The organism is Halolactibacillus miurensis, from assembly GCF_900116255.1.
GTDB lineage: Bacteria > Bacillota > Bacilli > Bacillales > Amphibacillaceae > Halolactibacillus > Halolactibacillus miurensis.
Genome location: NZ_FPAI01000024.1, coordinates 30,366 through 45,967, shown reverse-complemented (window position 1 = coordinate 45,967; position 15,602 = coordinate 30,366). Strand labels below are relative to the sequence as shown.

Sequence of the window (15,602 nt, the reverse complement as noted above, 5' to 3'; positions counted from 1 at the left end):
GCAGTTCTGTCGAAAGAGTAAATGGCTATCTTAAGGAGTTTTTCCAGCTTAATAATGTTCGTTACCGTACAGGAAAACGTGCAAAAGCTCACTTTAATTTAGTGACGCTTATTTATAATGCATCAAAACTAGCAGCAGATCGTTTAGGCTCATTCCTAAAGCAATATCAAATAGCATAAAAAATTTTCAAGACAAATATTGAAATTCTGGTCGTGTTTGATTTTTTAAAAAGAGTAATTATGAAATTGATTCACGCATGTACATGTTCTTCAATTCTCTTTGCGCGGATAGAAGGGCACGTCCTTCTTGAACAGCACTGTTCGCATAATAATCATTTAATCCGTAACGTTGCTTCAACTGTTGATGGATGGAGACGGAATTTTTCGCTTTCACGCCCCTGAGCTCCCGGACCTCCGCTTGATAGCGAAAATGTTTGGCTTGATTAAACACCCGAAGGGTGTGATCCATGGACATAACAAAGTTTGCATCGATTTTATGCTTATATAAGCGATTTAAAAAAATGGCCTTCATGCCCATGATACACACCCTCCCTTTGTTTTGTGACGGTCACTGTTAGTGCTTTAATAATACCATACGGAATATATGTTTGTCACTTCAAAAATATTCAAAACAAGCGATTCATCACCCACCTAGTGCTAACGCACTTGAGGAAGGTGTCTTCCAGCCTTAAAACGATAAAAACGCCGTATGAGCAGCGGGATAAGCCCCAATGTCACGCATTAACTGTACCCGTGCTTTTGTAATATAAGCCGCTTCTTTAAAGTCTTTCGTATAAATGACACCATTATATGTCGTGTTATCTGTTATCATTGTTAACTATATCACAAACATTCTGACAATTGTACACGATTAAACCCTATAACTGGTTATAGATTCAGACTATAAAAAGATGCTTTTGTAGTATCGTAGACCAGATGATGAGAAGCTACGTAAGGAGGCAAATCAGTTATAGCTCACATCTGTATTTTCGAATTGATACCAAGTAAAGGGACCTTCTGGTAAGTCCCACGTAATCTTAGCTTTAGTCGGTACAAGATAAGTTCCTTTCTCTTCATAGTGATCAAATTCACCGGTACAGAGAATAGGTTCAGCTTCAGCGGTTGTTTCTTTATACCTGAATGCTTCCACTCTTTTAACAACGCTGTGATCAAAGAAAAATGTGGCTGTTACTTGTTCATTATGAGCTGATAACGTTGCCTGGGCTGAGTACTCATCAATCGCTTTCCACGAAATATAATCGTTAATACTCGCACTCGGATACCAGGGTAGTTCCATTAAAAAACGATGCATCGACGATTGGATAAGTTTTTTTGATGTTGTCTCGTTGGCAACAGGCACCATAGAGGCGACTTTAATCGTCATAGAGGCTTTATCTCCATCAAGGACATCTAACCCTCGTGTACCGACAAGAGGTGGCGTTTGTATATCTGCCTCCCATACATATCCTGGTGAATCGAGACGGATTATTTGGCTGGCGCGCGCATCAATCCATTGATCTTGTTCAACGGTCAATTTCATTTCCCCGTGTTGTGTTAACGTCACTGACTGGGCAGGTTTAACTCCTACGACCCCTACTTCATTTAACCAATCGGCAACAGGCTGCGGTAAGTGAGAGAGGTCTCCTTTTGTCACTACGTCTGTTTCGTTTTTCTGTATACGATTGTTAAAGTTCTCCTGAACGTGGTGGATTGTCCGGTTAAACATGACTCTTGCGATAAATACCGCCACAATAAGTCCAACAATGAGAATGGCCACAATTCCTCCACTGATTTGTATGAGCTTCATTTTTATCCATCCTTTCTTAAATAACTTAAAAGTAAGTCCAATTGACGGTTGACTTTACCTGTCATCCAATCCTCATCAAATGTCCCCTCTACAATCACCTTTAGAATTAAACCAAAGACTGATGCCCACACGAGTTGAGCGACTTCTGTTGTATCGACTTGATTAAATTCACCTCTTGTTACGCCTATGTTAAACATGTGAATAAGATACTCAAGCCCTTTTGATGGCGTCTCATCAAAAATAGTCGTCACGCGTTTAATCTCTGGGTCTTCACTCAACATGACTGCCATATAATAGGTATGGAATTGATAGCTATTTAACGCGTAGCGACAAAACATGCCTCTTAGTTGTTGTTCAATCGAAACCTCCTCTTGAACAGGTACTATCACCCCTTCCATTAACTCCCCAAATCCACGTGCGATTAACGCACGGACCAAGGCTTGTTTGTTTTCGAAATAATTATAAATACTCCCTTCGGTGTAACCGGCTCGTTTTGCCAGTTTTCTAATCGAGAGCTGTTGAAAGCCATCTGTTTCTACAATACTTTGAGCATAAGTTAATAACGTTGCTTTAATTTCATCGCGTTTGGCTTGTTCCATCGGTTGGCGCATATCACCGTCTCCTTTAGTTAACATGAAAAAGATTATAATTAATAAACACCGTTTATTAAACAGTGTTTATTTTATTACTATTCGATTTGTTTGTCAATAAGACATTAAAAAAAACAGCTGATTTACCCTATTGGTGTCAGCTGTTTTCATAATTAAAATTGAATGATTCCTTGCCAAGCAAGTAAATGTGTAATCAGATACAGTAATGGGATCGATAATAATGTTCTAAAGAGGAAAACTTTAATGATATCGATAAAGTTTAACCCTATTTTTGTTTTCACTAAAATCATGCCCGTCTCTGATAAGAAGACAAGTTGAGTAAAGGCTAAGACGCCAATAAAGAAACGACTCGCTTCAGAGGTTGAACTGGTGATAAAAAGTGCTGGTAAATACATATCCGCAAAACCCGCGAGGGTCGCAGGTGCCATCATTTCAGCCGTCGATTGTGCGTAACCTAACCATTCATACAGATAAACAAATGGGAAGCTAATAACTGAAAAGAAAGGTGTATATTCTGCGATGACTAAAGACAACGTACCTACAGTCATAATGATCGGTAAAAAACCGACATAAATATTTAGAACATTTAGACAAGCTTCTTTTACAACTTGTATCAGCTTGACTTGGTCTGCTTGTTTAACGGCCAAACGATAACTATGTTTGAATAGTGAGAGATCATGAGGTATCTCGATGGTTTTTGGTGTTGTCCCTGGATAATACGTATCGTTAAATTTCTTTAGCGGCATCCGTGAGGTGATAAACGCTAGGATCAACGTTATCACTACAATCGCACCGTAAAAGATCGGAAAGATATGACCAAAACCTAATTCTTCAGCTACTGCGGCCGCAAACGCAATACCGACAATCGAAAAGCTTGTCGCGATAATATACGCTTCTCTTCGGTTATAGTAACCGCGTTGATATTGTTGGTCGGTGACGACAATACCAATGGTTCCGTCACCAACAAACGAAGCTATCGCATCAATCGTTGAATATCCTGGCACTTTAAATACCTTAACCACGAGTGGACCAAGTAACGTACCAATGAACTCAACGACACCAAAATGTGTCAGTAATGGCAACGCAAGAATCCCGACTAAAAATGTAATATATAAGGTTGTTAATAGACCGTCCGCTCCGGCCATCACACCACCCGTATTAGGATCAATCAATACATCACCAACAACGGTACCTTTTAACCACTGATGCACGACCATTAAATAAAGCATAGATCCGAGGACTCTCAACGTGACGTTTAAAGGAGATGCTTTAAAGATATCATTTAGCGGCTTATTTTTTGCGGTATACACTGTGAAAATGAGCGTTAGAACGAGTACGACCCATGACATGATAATCGTTAACGTGATAAAGCTATCCAACATATGCGTCGTCACCGCATCAACAATGTGAGAAATCATAATTTTACTTTCACTATTAAGTGTGATTGGCATTAAGAAAAATAAAAAGCCAATCACGGATAAACCAATAAATTTTAAGTGCTTCATATACATGCCTCCAATGTTCTCAAACGAAACATAGAATACCATATGAGCGGATAGAAAACAAGGTATTTTTGAATAAAATCACAGGACGATGTATAAATATGCCTGATTTTAAAAATGTTTATATTTTCTAATTATTCAGAACAACTTTAAACCTGATGACTATCTAACAGCTTTTATAAACAACACAAAAAAACACTCAAGGATTCCTTGAGTGCCCGTAACTTATATTATTCTTCTGGTAAAATATGTTTTACTCGTCCGACAATCCCTGATGTTAAACGCACTTTAATACCGTGCGGATGGTTGTTACTGTTGGTTAAAATATCTTTAACGATACCGTCCGTTAATTTGTTTGTGCGTTGGTCTTGTTTTTGAACGATACTTACTTTAAGACCTGGTTTAATATCACTTCGTTTGTTTCCGTTCATGTTTTCACCTACTTTTGGACCCAGTATGCTGAGCCATCTTTTTTGCGTGCCATAAAGCCGTATTGAATTAAGTATCGACGAATCGTGGCAATGTCATCATAAATCATCGCCAGTTGATGATTCAGTTCGATTTCAGAATAACGCTCACCGCGATCTAAATACTCAGCGATTTTTGCCAAGATTACAATCTTTTTCTTTTCCTTTTTCGGGAAATGTTTGAGTTTCAACGGCTCAAGTGAGAGAAAAGCTGTTTGAAGCGTTTGATCACGTTCTTTCTCCGTGATGTGATAACGTTCATCGACCATTGTCGCATGTTTATGAACAGAGACCATTGTTTCTGATGGCGTTTTTTGAGCCGATCGCTGCGCTTGTTCATACACGGATAAAAAGTGTTTGGCTTGTTTTGCTTTTTCGCGCAAACTGAAGCGCTGATTTCTAACGGTGGATGGTGTAATGCTTAACGCATCGGCTATTGTTTTATCTGAAGCGCCTTGATACATATACGTTAGTACCGTTTGTTGCTTATCGGTTAACTTATTATAATTAGCTTGATCTTTAAGTAGCGTATCAAAATAATGTGGATGCATCGTTTCAAGATGTTTCTCTACTGCCCGCTCAGCCATAAACCATCGTTCACCAACCTGAAAAACTTCTTGTTTATCAAAGGCCTGCTCACATGTTAAACAAACGTATGACTGCCTTGTGTCATCTTCTTTATAACCTTTAATTAAGTCATCCACTGAGACACTTTCTAAATCCATCCCGCGCACTTCCTTTCATGTTATTCATATATTTATCATAACATAAAAAAGAACGTTAAACAAACGTTTTCTAATAATGTTTACCTTTTAAGTAAACAAAAATAATATTGTTTATTTTATTGTTTATCAACGTCATTTTCAGTTAACATCTTTTCGATCTCTGCCATTTCCTTCTGATAAGCATCTTCCACCTCCGTTGTCGCAGGGATAAAACGTTCTTTGTTTAAGTCCGTCCGCTTGCCGTGCTTCACCATATCAAAGATGATTCGTCCATTATTAGGCTTACCATTAACGGTGCGCATCGGTAAAGCATCAAATAAGACGTAGTAAAAGGCGTAAAATACAAACCGATTCCAAAATGTTTCATACGTATCAATAAACTCATTAGCAATCAAGGCATTAATAACTAACCCAAAAATAATATTGATTAATATAGGGGCACTATATAAAAACACATAGGCCCATTTTTTTTGATTAGATAGTTCATCATACGAATACCAACTATACAGCTGGTAATGCCGTCTAAAGTCGAACATTTTCCATTTAAACACACGTGTGCCAGATCCTAAAGTAATTCTCGCATTCTTTGCGCCAACAAGTTTGCCAGCTAAAACATAGCCTAATTCTCTTAGAATCACAACCGTTGGCAAGATAAAAAAAGCTGATAAAATAAGTCCAATCAGCTCTTTTAAACCAAACATTGTCTAACCTCCTTAAAAGGGAAAATCTCTGTCTTTAATCACTTCTCCTTCTATCTCTTCCCCTGTATCTGGGTCAATTAAACCGTCATTTTCTGCCTCATCCCAGCTTACCCCAAATGGAACACCGCCCCAGCAATGAAGTAAAAGTCATCATCCTGCTCAATCACATCATCGTTGTCTGCTCTATTTTTATGATGATGTTTTTTCCCGTATTGTTTTTTCTTTTTTGACATTATGATCCCCCTGATTAGCGATCAATATATTGATCGTCATTTAAATACTTTTTAATGAGCTGTTTAGCTTCATTTACACCGTTTTCAGTTAGGTAAACCGATTTAGAACGATGCCCCCCTCTAATTAAATCATCCGCTGATAATGCATCTAACACCTCAAACGGATACCCTTTCCAACTTCTTTTAAATCCTTCTGGTAGCCCTTCTTCCTCCCAAGAGGTTAAATACAACAACAAAAGACTCAATTCTCTTATCGTTTCTTCCGATATTTTCTCCTCCTCATAAATAGGTAATTTAGTTACGATTTAAATTTACAATGCATTATCATTATTTTATTCATTTCTGTGATATTCTGAATTGAATAAGACTTTTTTAACTATTAAAAGTGAATCAAATATTTACAGATAATGATTTAGTATGAGAGATAGATTAAATGAGTGAGAAATACCCCTTAAAAAACAACAGTGAGTACTGCATTATTCTTTATGCCATGAATAATGATAGGTATACCATGCTGATGAGTGGACTCAAACCGATGCTGATATATGCCAAAGTGATCCAAGGTTGATAAGTTACAAATAAGTCCTTTAGCGTTAATCGCCATGGGTGAGGTATAATCACCCAACAGAATAAGTCCAAAACCAAGCCGTATACAATCCAAAGGACGCCTATTCCGAGACTTTGAGTCAGGGTGGGGAAAATAGAAAACTGCCCCATCATGACAACGCCGACTATTGGAAAAACCATCACGTTGTATAGCGGGTGAAACGGCTTCGTTGTTTTAAAAGCTTCAAATTGTGTAGCATTCGCTTTTAGTGCGTGCAGTCCTAAAGAGGAATCAAAGGCTTGTTGCTTTTTCACTTTCCAATTATACAAAAAGTGCATGCTTGCCATGATCGTTACAATGACATAGGCAATCAAATAGAAAATCAACGTATCCATTACCATCATGTTAGTATCTCCTTTCATTTACAGCATATAATGATGATTCTCATGAGGGATTTAAGCATATTAGTTACCACTCACCTTTATCATCAGAAACCCCCATTTTAAAACGGGCATGCGTTTTATTACTAAAGTATCTTGTTGTTTGCGATTTTCTTATCAGACCAACCGAGACTTCTTGCCCAAGCCCGTGTCATTTTTACTTCCTCTTTATCTTCCCCCTCATAGATTGTCCTTAAAAAGTTTGCAAAGCCACTCAATCCGCCAACATTATCAAGTACCGATAACCCTTGTTTGTGTAAACAGACAGGCCTGTGCTGATCGATCACTATTTCTTTTGCTTGATCGATTTCAAACCAACTGATGGCGTGTTGACTTAGTAGGTCATCAAAACCATCAACTTTGGTAATTTCAACAATCCAATCATCACCAAAATCATAATTGTAGATGAGCTTATGAGTGACAGGAAATACGTTCCTATCAGATAATGGTTCACCTTGTGCCGCAAGGACCTGTCTCACTTCTAATCGCTCGAGCAAACTTTCAGTTCCTGCTTCGATATAAAGGTCATCCGCCATTTCTTCCAAAGTCAGATCAATAATAGGCTTCAGTGTACCAACACAATCTTCTGGTGACTCATATACTCTCAATAGCTTAAAGCGCTCGAGTAATGCTTCGACATCACGCTTTGCGACTTCTGGGATTTCTAATAACCCGTGATAGTGATAAGGTCCGGTGTATTTTTTCTTTAGCCATGTGTTAATGCTACCTCGCTTGTAATCATCATCCCAAAACAAATCTCTTTCGAATTCTGATGGTGGCTGAAACAGTACGCCGACTAACTCAGACCATCCTTTTACCGTATTGTTTGTAAGCTTACTGTACACCTCTTCAGGTAAGTAAAAGCTTCGCAAATGTGAATTCTGAAAGCCGAACAGTTTTTGGATAGCATAATGCAAATGATGCAAAGGCATATCAGACGGAATGACTATGTCGCGTGTGATTGTTTCTCCTGTTAAAGATTCACCGTAGCGTTTCATCATAACCTTTTGGTCATTAGAAAGCGCTTCATCTGTAAGGGCTAAATGTAGTCGGATGGGTTTATTCTCTGATTGCTTTTCAAGTCTACTAAATCTATTCATCAAATTAAATCAGCCTCTCTTATTCATTTTAGTGCGTCACATTCTCTTTTAAATGCGGTTTTTCGTGAATGGACCTGTTTATAATGATCAAGTAACGTGTCTTTACTATTGATTAATCCATGCGAAACTAGTGTCTCAGCAAGCGCTGCAATCAGTAATGCGGCTTTATCATAGCTTTTTCTATGACCCTCACCAACAATCGTTTCTGTCTTTTTATCTACTTCTTCTTTAAGCCATGATATATAGCGATTAACCGCTTCTTTTTCTATCGTAACGTGATGTTTCCATAATGCGACATCAGCTAAAAAGTTTTCGGCCGTATCCTTATACTCTAACTGGTAAATGATTCGAGAGCTAAGTAACTGTTGGACTTTAGACAGGTTATTATCTTGATTCAACAAGAGAATGAACAGAGGTACAACAACCTCCTTTAAGTCATGACCCCACCCTAAAGGCTCCTTGTCTGTTTGACACTGTTCATATATATCATCAAATTTCCCACTAAAAAAGTGCAGAATGTCTTTATTTTTCTGGGAGAGATCATTCGTTTTCCATTGCTGGTGATTGTTGTCTCGGTCAAACACCTCCTGTTCAGGTAACTGCGTAACATAAGTCGCGACGGCTTGAATATTTTCCTTACTTTCTGGTAAGTGACACAGATTAAAAAAGTTCGTTAACGTCGACTCTGATTGGAACGCGGCCTTATAACATTGATCGACAATATCTTGATGGGCTAGCTTCGCTGCTGCAGCTCGGGTCAGATTGGCGATTTCCCCTCGAATAATTAAGTTTTCTGGTAAGACGTTTAGTGCGGATAATCCCACTGTTTCGCACATCGAAAATGCCTCTCTTTCAAGTAACTGAGCGCATGCATTGAGATACAATATCGGGTGCTGTTTATAACCAACATGAGCTGTCTCAACAAGATGATCTAAGTCATCTTGATATAGGCAGGCTTCTAATAGTAGTGTAGCTGCTTGATCGCCAGTTGTATCTAAAAGAAACTGCCGCCATTCTTCGATAAAGTCTGAAATACCTGTATGTTCTTCAGGACCGATACGAAACACTGCTTCTAAGTTAATGGGTTGCATATAATCACGTGTCAGATAGTCATAAATCATACGTGCTCTGTTGTGCCCTTTCTCCGTCTGATAGGTCGCATAGACAGCATGTAAAATCAAATCAGCGAGCTCTACCGATAATATCTCATCCAAAACAGCTTCTTCTAAATCGACGTCATACCAGATTCATCAAAGTAATCATAGCTATCATTGTCCCAGTAATAACTGCCAACCTCTTCTGATAATTCGCGTTCAAGGTAAACCTTACCTGTTTTTACTTGACGGCACCAGGATTCGATTGTTTTTAAGTCGATATCAGTTAAATCATCTGGTTTTTTCTCCTTTAGACCATCTAAAAATGCCGCACGGTTATGCTCTTTAGTCGTTCGAGCTAACTGACGTATCCAAGCTGTTTTTTCTGTCTCAGACATCCGAAATAATTGTTTATCCACTTCCTGCATATATGTTTTATATTTCATCTTTATCCTCCAATGTCTTCAGTTACTTCAAGCAATCAAAATTTGTATGAATATATTAAAGTTATGGTATATTCTTATAATAATATCTTGTAATTAATGATCTGTATCTTACCTATGTAAAAACCGGAGGCTGATAATGTAAATGATACATGACTTAACCTATATTGAAAATACAAAAAGCCACATTTATGATTAGAAATAACTTTTTTTAACCCGACATGTTTACTGCGCAAGCTGGAAAGATGGTATTTAAGACAAAAGAACTTTAGGCACACAGCTTTAGTAAAGCTTAACTCTGGTCATATAAAACGCCCACTTACTCAAGTTAAGTATTTGAATAAGCGGGCGTTTTATTTGTTTTTTAATCGTTGATTACAGACATTTTTAAAACTTAATAACCACATTTAACACGCCGTTTTCTGATGTTTCAAAGGGCCCAGGTGTAAGATTAACCTCTGGTCGCTTCAGACCAAAAAAGTCCGTATCAAGTTGGAGTGCTTGCCCATCTGGTTGTTCAAAGGCCATATGGGCGTGATAAGTCTTTCCAAGAAAATCTGTCGTTATTACTGTGTTAGAGATATCTTGGAGTAATTGTGATTCTAATATGTGAAGCGTCACCTCACCTTTTAGCGCATCTATTGTCATATCCATCACCTTCTGAGTAGATTTTTTCGCCTCAGAATCATGTTTACTCGGCACGGCTTTATTTAGATAGAGGTTACCTGAAAGAGCAACTGGAAGCACGGCATTGCCAAGAGTAATGGCTTTCTTTTCATCCCCGAGTTCATCAAGCTCCTCTTTCGAATATTCCCACCACGGTTTATCCTTCTGGTTTGGATGAGAATTATAGCTACCCAAACCTACGGGATGTAAATAACAAATGGCGTCATCTGGTACACCATCCATTACAACTTTTCCGTTCGCATCACGTTCTTCTTCCCGCGGCTTTAGTGGCAAGTGTTCAAAGAATGTAATCGGTACTGGTTCTGTTGTGTCATCCCCGTCACCTAAAAAGACATTGTTGTAGTAACGATCATCTCCTCCTGTAATATTAGAATAACCAGCAATCATTGTATTGTGCGGAAAGTGATAAGGCGTTGTACGTGTCAGTTCAGATTGAACAACGAATCTACCCGCGAAAAGATTATGAATAAAAGCGCCACCTTGTGCCATATTTCTAAAATTCATCGGTGAAAGAAACAAATTATGGTCGACGAGATAAGGGCCGTGACATACTTCAACAAACAAGTCCTCGGATACATTCTCAAAAAAGACGTTTCGACTGATTCGGGTTCCTTGAGCCTGCCAGTCAAGCCAAAGACCACGATAACACCCGTGAATGTTGTTTTCACTTATCTGTGTATCTAATGCCGCATGTAGCTTAATCCCCGCGACTTCAGCGCCATGTCTTAACCGCTTGTGATGGATGTTGTAAATCTTGTTTTGATAAATCTGACTAAAAGCTGCGCCCATATGTCCAACGATCCCGGCTTGTTCACAATCATGAATGACATTACCGCGAACGATGTGACTACCAACCTGATCTTTATGCCAGCCATCACGTAAGGCTTGAAAGATGACCTCTTGTTCCCGTTGTGTACCACCTTTATTATGCTTGTTTCGGATCTTTTTGTGTCCTGTTCCCACACGAGTTCCTAAACTAATACCAACACTTTTTGATTCACTGATGTGATTATTTTCAATGATCCATCCTTTGCTCCAATGGGGACCAATTAACCCCTCTTGATAATCAGTAGGCGGAGCCCATTGTGGTGAAGCTTGACGAAGCGTAAAGCCACTGACGGTAATGTAATCACGGCCTGGTTGTTCTGGCCAGAAGCAGTAGGGTCTGACGTTAATTTCAACATTTTCAATTCTCGGATCTTTATCACCGAAATTCGCCCAGATTTTTGTCGTTGATGGTCCAACTTCCGCGTACCATTTTAACAGTGAACCTTCGGTATATCTGGCATCAGGCCAAACCTCAGGACGTCTTACTTTTAAGAGGCTATCTGTTTCGTATAACGATTTATGGTCTAAATAGACATCCCCGAGATGGACGTTCAACTCCCCATCAAACAACCAGTCGCCGCCTAACTCAACGTCATACGGATGACGCACAGAAAAAATGGCGTTCGGGACTTCAGTCACCCACACATTGTCTCCAATAGACGTCCAATCTGTGATACGCTCAGCACCAGTAATCACGACTTCACCATCACCAGCTGACTTATACACAATTCGGTGGTCTTTCGTTCCTCCGTTTAAAGGATTTACCCACTCTCGGTAGATACCTTTATGGACAATAACGGTATCTCCAGCCACCGCAAGTGCCGCTGCTCGAGAGATTGTTCGAAACGGTTGGTCAGCGTTTCCTAATGTTTGATCATTACCTTTGATTGATACATGATATTCCATAACAACACACCTTCTTTCTTCACCATCGCTCTATTATTAATTGTTAACTACTAGACAAGGTTATGTAGATTGCTCATCTCAGTAAGCGGTTACATTAGTTGATTGATTTTGCCACTGATTCGCACGTTTTAAAGCAGTAACCATACTAGTTATTAATCGCGTAACAACAATGGTGTCTATTTTCTAGCTTACTATAGAAGAGTGTGACTCTCACTTTAAAAACAAAAGTATCTACTTATCATTGTTTAGAAGATGCCTCACTTATATGGAGACAGGATAACAGTAACGTAAGTTTTATGTAGTTTGCCTCTGTTTTTTACTCTAAGTAAAACTAATGAAATAATTTATTTAACGAGAGCTCTTCGGTTTTATCCATTTGGAAGTTCATCAAACCTAGGTGCTTTTTCAAGCTCGTTATCCCAATTTGCTTTGTTTGCACAATAGATGTGTCCATGCGGCTTAATGTTGATATCACTATCAATACTTCCTGCAGGAACAACTAACAATGTCCCATCCATCTGTATGTTTGGTAAGGCTGATCCACAATTGATACAAAAACTTTTTATGTGCCCTTCCCCGCGAAAATTAAACGTTTTACATTCTTCCTGACCCGACAACCATCTTAACTCAGCTGTAGAAGAAAATAGATTTGCTGCATGAGCCGAACCAGTATCTTTCCGACATCGCCCACAATGGCACAGATAAAAATCTTCAAATTCTCCAACTATTTCAAACGTAACGGCACCACAAAGGCATGACCCTGCATATTTCATCATCAACACGTCCTTTTTAATAATTTAGCGCTTTATTTTAAGTTATGGTAATACCATTAAAAAGTCTTATTGGTCAGCTAATTATATGTTATCTAATTTTACGAAAGATATAGTTTTCAGCTGTTAACGCATACGTTGGCCCTTTCATCTTCTCTTTCACTTTTGTTAAATCAACCTCTTTGTTTCTTGGTAATACAAAATAATCATTTAACTTAGTATTGATGATACGATGATGCGTACCTACAACACCAATGAATGCAAAATCTTGATCAAATTTAGCTAAAGTAGCATCGCCATGGCTATCATTGCAGAGTAAAATGCCGCCGGTCTTTAAATACTTCTTCGTTGCTTGTCCAACAAAACCGGCGAATTGAGAAATAATCAAATCAACAGGGGCAATATTTAGTTCCCCAGTATAGTCTTGACCTATAAAAGCAATGTCACAAGCTTCCTCATACTCTGAATTCTCATCGATATGTTTTTTTATCTTATCAATGTTAGTAAAGAATTTAATCGCGCCTCTGAAGTTATCAACATACCTTACTTGAGGTATGACTAAAGATGGGGCAATATCAATATGGCTTCCTGGATACAGTGCACTTGTTATACTATACTTCTTAGCAACCATTCTGTAGAGCCCTGTTCTATCCCCAATCTTGTCTCGATACTCGAAATATTCCTCGATAATGTTTTCCTTTTTCACTAAGTCACCCCTAAGTTTTTATTCGTTAGGTCTACATACAACTAAATATTCACAATTATTGTACGCGTTGATAGTTTAAACTAGCTGTTCCAACCTAAATGATTCGTTCTTCCTTTTCTCTTAAGCTAAAGTATAGAATATTGGCTGATATTAATCAAATGCGCTTTGCAGGATAAAAACCGTTTTATACCAATGGAAAATTGTCCGTTTTAAAGCCACGACTAATTACCCTCGAATTCTCTTTCGTAGCTCGAGGAAAAGTTAAGTGGGATTAACTGTCGTGTTCATAGCCGCTATCATGACATATAAATGTGAGGTTAATGCTTAATCACAAGGGATATGATCCATCATATAAGTGAGGTAACAAGAAAATCTTTTGTACTTTTAAACTTTAAAAGGAGTACTTCTTAATTGTTAAGGCAATACTTAAAGCGAATCTATAAACACACTAACCACATAGGCTTTTTGGTGCATACTAATAACTGAAGTAAATCACATATGATATTACAAAAGGATGGATTAAAAAATGGAACGTTACGATACGATAATCGTTGGTGCCGGTTTAGCAGGATTAACAACCGCATTTGAGTTAAGTGAAAGAGGCCTGTCCGTATTAGTCGTTGAGAAAGAAAAAGTAATAGGTGGCCGTACAGCCTCTTGGGAAGAGAAAGGGATGCTTGTCGAATCAGGTCTTCATCGTCATATTGGGTATTACAAAGCCTTGCCTTCTATCTTAAAAAAGGTTGGTGTAAATATAAATGACATTGTGCAATGGGAAGAAAAAATTGATATTTTAATACATGGTAGACAACCGATTATCCTTGGCCTATCACCCGTATATCATCCGACGGCTATGATAAAGGGTCTTCTAGGTAATAATCATGCTATAGAGTTTCAAGATAAATTTTCTTTGATGCCTTTTTTCGTCACCGGATTTTGGCGATATATTAAAAACCCTGAAGCGCTTGATCAGTACAGTGTGAGAGAGTATGCTGAGCGATACAACGTGACCGAAAATGCGCTTAACTATATGCTTATCCCTTTAAGTACAGGTATTTTTTTCTTACCACCAGAGCGTTATTCAGCAAAAGTGTTTTTCGGATTATTTTTCCCTGCTATGCCTTACTTTTATAAAATGAGAGTTGGGGCCTATTTAGGTGGTATGACAGAGCTTTTAGCAAACCCAATAGCAAGAGCGATAGAAAAAAATGGTGGGATAATAAAAACAAGCACATGCGTGAATCATTTAATTCTCGATCATGAACGTGTTTGCGGTGTCGTGTTAGAGGACGGAAAAAAGTTTGAATCAACAAGTGTTGTTCTCGCAACGAATCTCGGTGGCGCCAAATCAATCATCGGTCAACACTTTTCTAACAATCCGGCATTTGAACACATGTTAAAACTACCTACTATGCCAGCCATCACGATTCAAATGGAATTTTCAGAACCAGTCCTTCCTTATGACCGAACGACCTTTGGTCCATTAACAGCTCTGGCAAGTTTTGCCGAGCAGTCGCGATCAACATTTACGCATGTACCTGGTAGGCTCTCAATTATTTTAACACCTCCTGAGAAGTTTCTTGATATGGCAGACGAGGCTATTTGTCAAATCATTATTAAGGAGGCAAAAAAACTAGGAATGAATTTAGCATCGAACTTAACCGATTACCGTATTGTAAAGCATCCAGAAGATTTCCACAGTTTGTCACCTCATCATGATTGGATGCGACCGGAACAAGTAACTCAGATTAATGGACTGATTCTAGCAGGTGACTATACTCGTCAACCCTTTTTTGCCACGATGGAAGGGGCTGTTATTTCGGGAATGAGAGCCGCTAATCTTGTGTTGGGATACCACGACATCCCAGTATGAGATTTAGACAAGTGAGTTCTCTCCTAAGGATTAGTTTTGGTCGACCTCAATCCCACAGGGAAACTCACTTGTTTTTTAAATTAACCAGAAAAAAAGTGCTAGTGAATGATTTTAGTGAGCAATCTCTGCCACACTAAAAATCCCTTCACCAACACCCAGTATT

Annotated in this window: 18 protein-coding genes and 1 pseudogene; 2 read left to right on the top strand and 17 right to left on the bottom strand. The window is 38.6% G+C overall.

Annotated features, from left to right (window positions below):
- Nucleotides 1-179, top strand: a pseudogene (locus tag BM390_RS15315) (IS5/IS1182 family transposase); the annotation flags it as partial.
- A gap of 58 nt (nt 180-237) precedes the next feature.
- On the opposite strand, the gene BM390_RS12395 reads toward BM390_RS15315, so the two are convergent.
- The 17 genes from BM390_RS12395 to BM390_RS12325 all read right to left on the bottom strand — a co-directional run bounded on the left by BM390_RS12395 (nt 238) and on the right by BM390_RS12325 (nt 13,491).
- A complete protein-coding gene (locus BM390_RS12395) occupies nt 238-537 on the bottom strand; it encodes a hypothetical protein (protein WP_089855167.1) in 300 nt (99 codons plus the stop codon).
- 150 nt (nt 538-687) lie between these two features.
- Nucleotides 688-831, bottom strand: coding sequence for a hypothetical protein (locus BM390_RS15555; protein ID WP_156321428.1), 144 nt, complete (start codon nt 829-831; stop codon nt 688-690).
- Nucleotides 832-963: 132 nt separating this feature from the next.
- Entirely contained in the window at nt 964-1,806 is an 843-nt protein-coding gene (locus tag BM390_RS12390) for a DUF6920 family protein (protein WP_089855164.1), read from the bottom strand.
- A 2-nt stretch (nt 1,807-1,808) separates the two neighbouring features.
- Nucleotides 1,809-2,417, bottom strand: coding sequence for a TetR/AcrR family transcriptional regulator (locus BM390_RS12385; protein WP_062323396.1), 609 nt, complete (start codon nt 2,415-2,417; stop codon nt 1,809-1,811).
- 152 nt (nt 2,418-2,569) lie between these two features.
- A complete protein-coding gene (locus tag BM390_RS12380) occupies nt 2,570-3,922 on the bottom strand; it encodes a YjiH family protein (protein WP_218161162.1) in 1,353 nt (450 codons plus the stop codon).
- 227 nt (nt 3,923-4,149) lie between these two features.
- Nucleotides 4,150-4,350, bottom strand: a complete 201-nt coding sequence (locus BM390_RS12375) for a YwbE family protein (RefSeq protein ID WP_062323397.1) — start codon at nt 4,348-4,350, stop codon at nt 4,150-4,152.
- Nucleotides 4,351-4,358: 8 nt separating this feature from the next.
- Nucleotides 4,359-5,111: a DUF2087 domain-containing protein gene (locus tag BM390_RS12370; protein ID WP_062323398.1), complete on the bottom strand. Its 753-nt coding sequence runs from the start codon at nt 5,109-5,111 to the stop codon at nt 4,359-4,361.
- 116 nt (nt 5,112-5,227) lie between these two features.
- The gene (locus BM390_RS12365) at nt 5,228-5,812 is read right to left on the bottom strand and encodes a hypothetical protein (protein ID WP_062323399.1); all 585 of its coding nucleotides are present in this window, start codon (nt 5,810-5,812) and stop codon (nt 5,228-5,230) included.
- A gap of 107 nt (nt 5,813-5,919) precedes the next feature.
- On the bottom strand, nt 5,920-6,045 hold the full coding sequence (locus BM390_RS15760) for a hypothetical protein (protein WP_255349975.1): 126 nt from the start codon (nt 6,043-6,045) through the stop codon (nt 5,920-5,922).
- Between the two features lie 14 nt (nt 6,046-6,059).
- Complete coding sequence (locus tag BM390_RS12360) at nt 6,060-6,299, bottom strand: DUF6429 family protein (RefSeq protein ID WP_443093349.1); 240 nt, start codon at nt 6,297-6,299, stop codon at nt 6,060-6,062.
- 229 nt (nt 6,300-6,528) lie between these two features.
- A complete protein-coding gene (locus BM390_RS12355; RefSeq protein WP_062323401.1) occupies nt 6,529-6,996 on the bottom strand; it encodes a hypothetical protein in 468 nt (155 codons plus the stop codon).
- 122 nt (nt 6,997-7,118) lie between these two features.
- On the bottom strand, nt 7,119-8,132 hold the full coding sequence (locus tag BM390_RS12350) for an IS1096 element passenger TnpR family protein (protein WP_089855158.1): 1,014 nt from the start codon (nt 8,130-8,132) through the stop codon (nt 7,119-7,121).
- A gap of 23 nt (nt 8,133-8,155) precedes the next feature.
- Nucleotides 8,156-9,346, bottom strand: a complete 1,191-nt coding sequence (locus tag BM390_RS12345) for a hypothetical protein (RefSeq protein WP_089855155.1) — start codon at nt 9,344-9,346, stop codon at nt 8,156-8,158.
- Between the two features lie 11 nt (nt 9,347-9,357).
- A complete protein-coding gene (locus BM390_RS12340; protein ID WP_062323410.1) occupies nt 9,358-9,672 on the bottom strand; it encodes a hypothetical protein in 315 nt (104 codons plus the stop codon).
- A 384-nt stretch (nt 9,673-10,056) separates the two neighbouring features.
- Nucleotides 10,057-12,090, bottom strand: coding sequence for a right-handed parallel beta-helix repeat-containing protein (locus tag BM390_RS12335; RefSeq protein WP_089855152.1), 2,034 nt, complete (start codon nt 12,088-12,090; stop codon nt 10,057-10,059).
- Nucleotides 12,091-12,458: 368 nt separating this feature from the next.
- Nucleotides 12,459-12,863: a GFA family protein gene (locus BM390_RS12330; RefSeq protein WP_062323417.1), complete on the bottom strand. Its 405-nt coding sequence runs from the start codon at nt 12,861-12,863 to the stop codon at nt 12,459-12,461.
- 88 nt (nt 12,864-12,951) lie between these two features.
- On the bottom strand, nt 12,952-13,491 hold the full coding sequence (locus BM390_RS12325; protein WP_143103183.1) for a hypothetical protein: 540 nt from the start codon (nt 13,489-13,491) through the stop codon (nt 12,952-12,954).
- A 601-nt stretch (nt 13,492-14,092) separates the two neighbouring features.
- Between BM390_RS12325 and BM390_RS12320 the strand changes: the two genes are divergently transcribed.
- Nucleotides 14,093-15,439 (top strand): hydroxysqualene dehydroxylase, encoded by a 1,347-nt coding sequence (locus BM390_RS12320; protein ID WP_089855150.1) that lies wholly within the window; start codon nt 14,093-14,095, stop codon nt 15,437-15,439.
- Nucleotides 15,440-15,602: the final 163 nt, after the last annotated feature.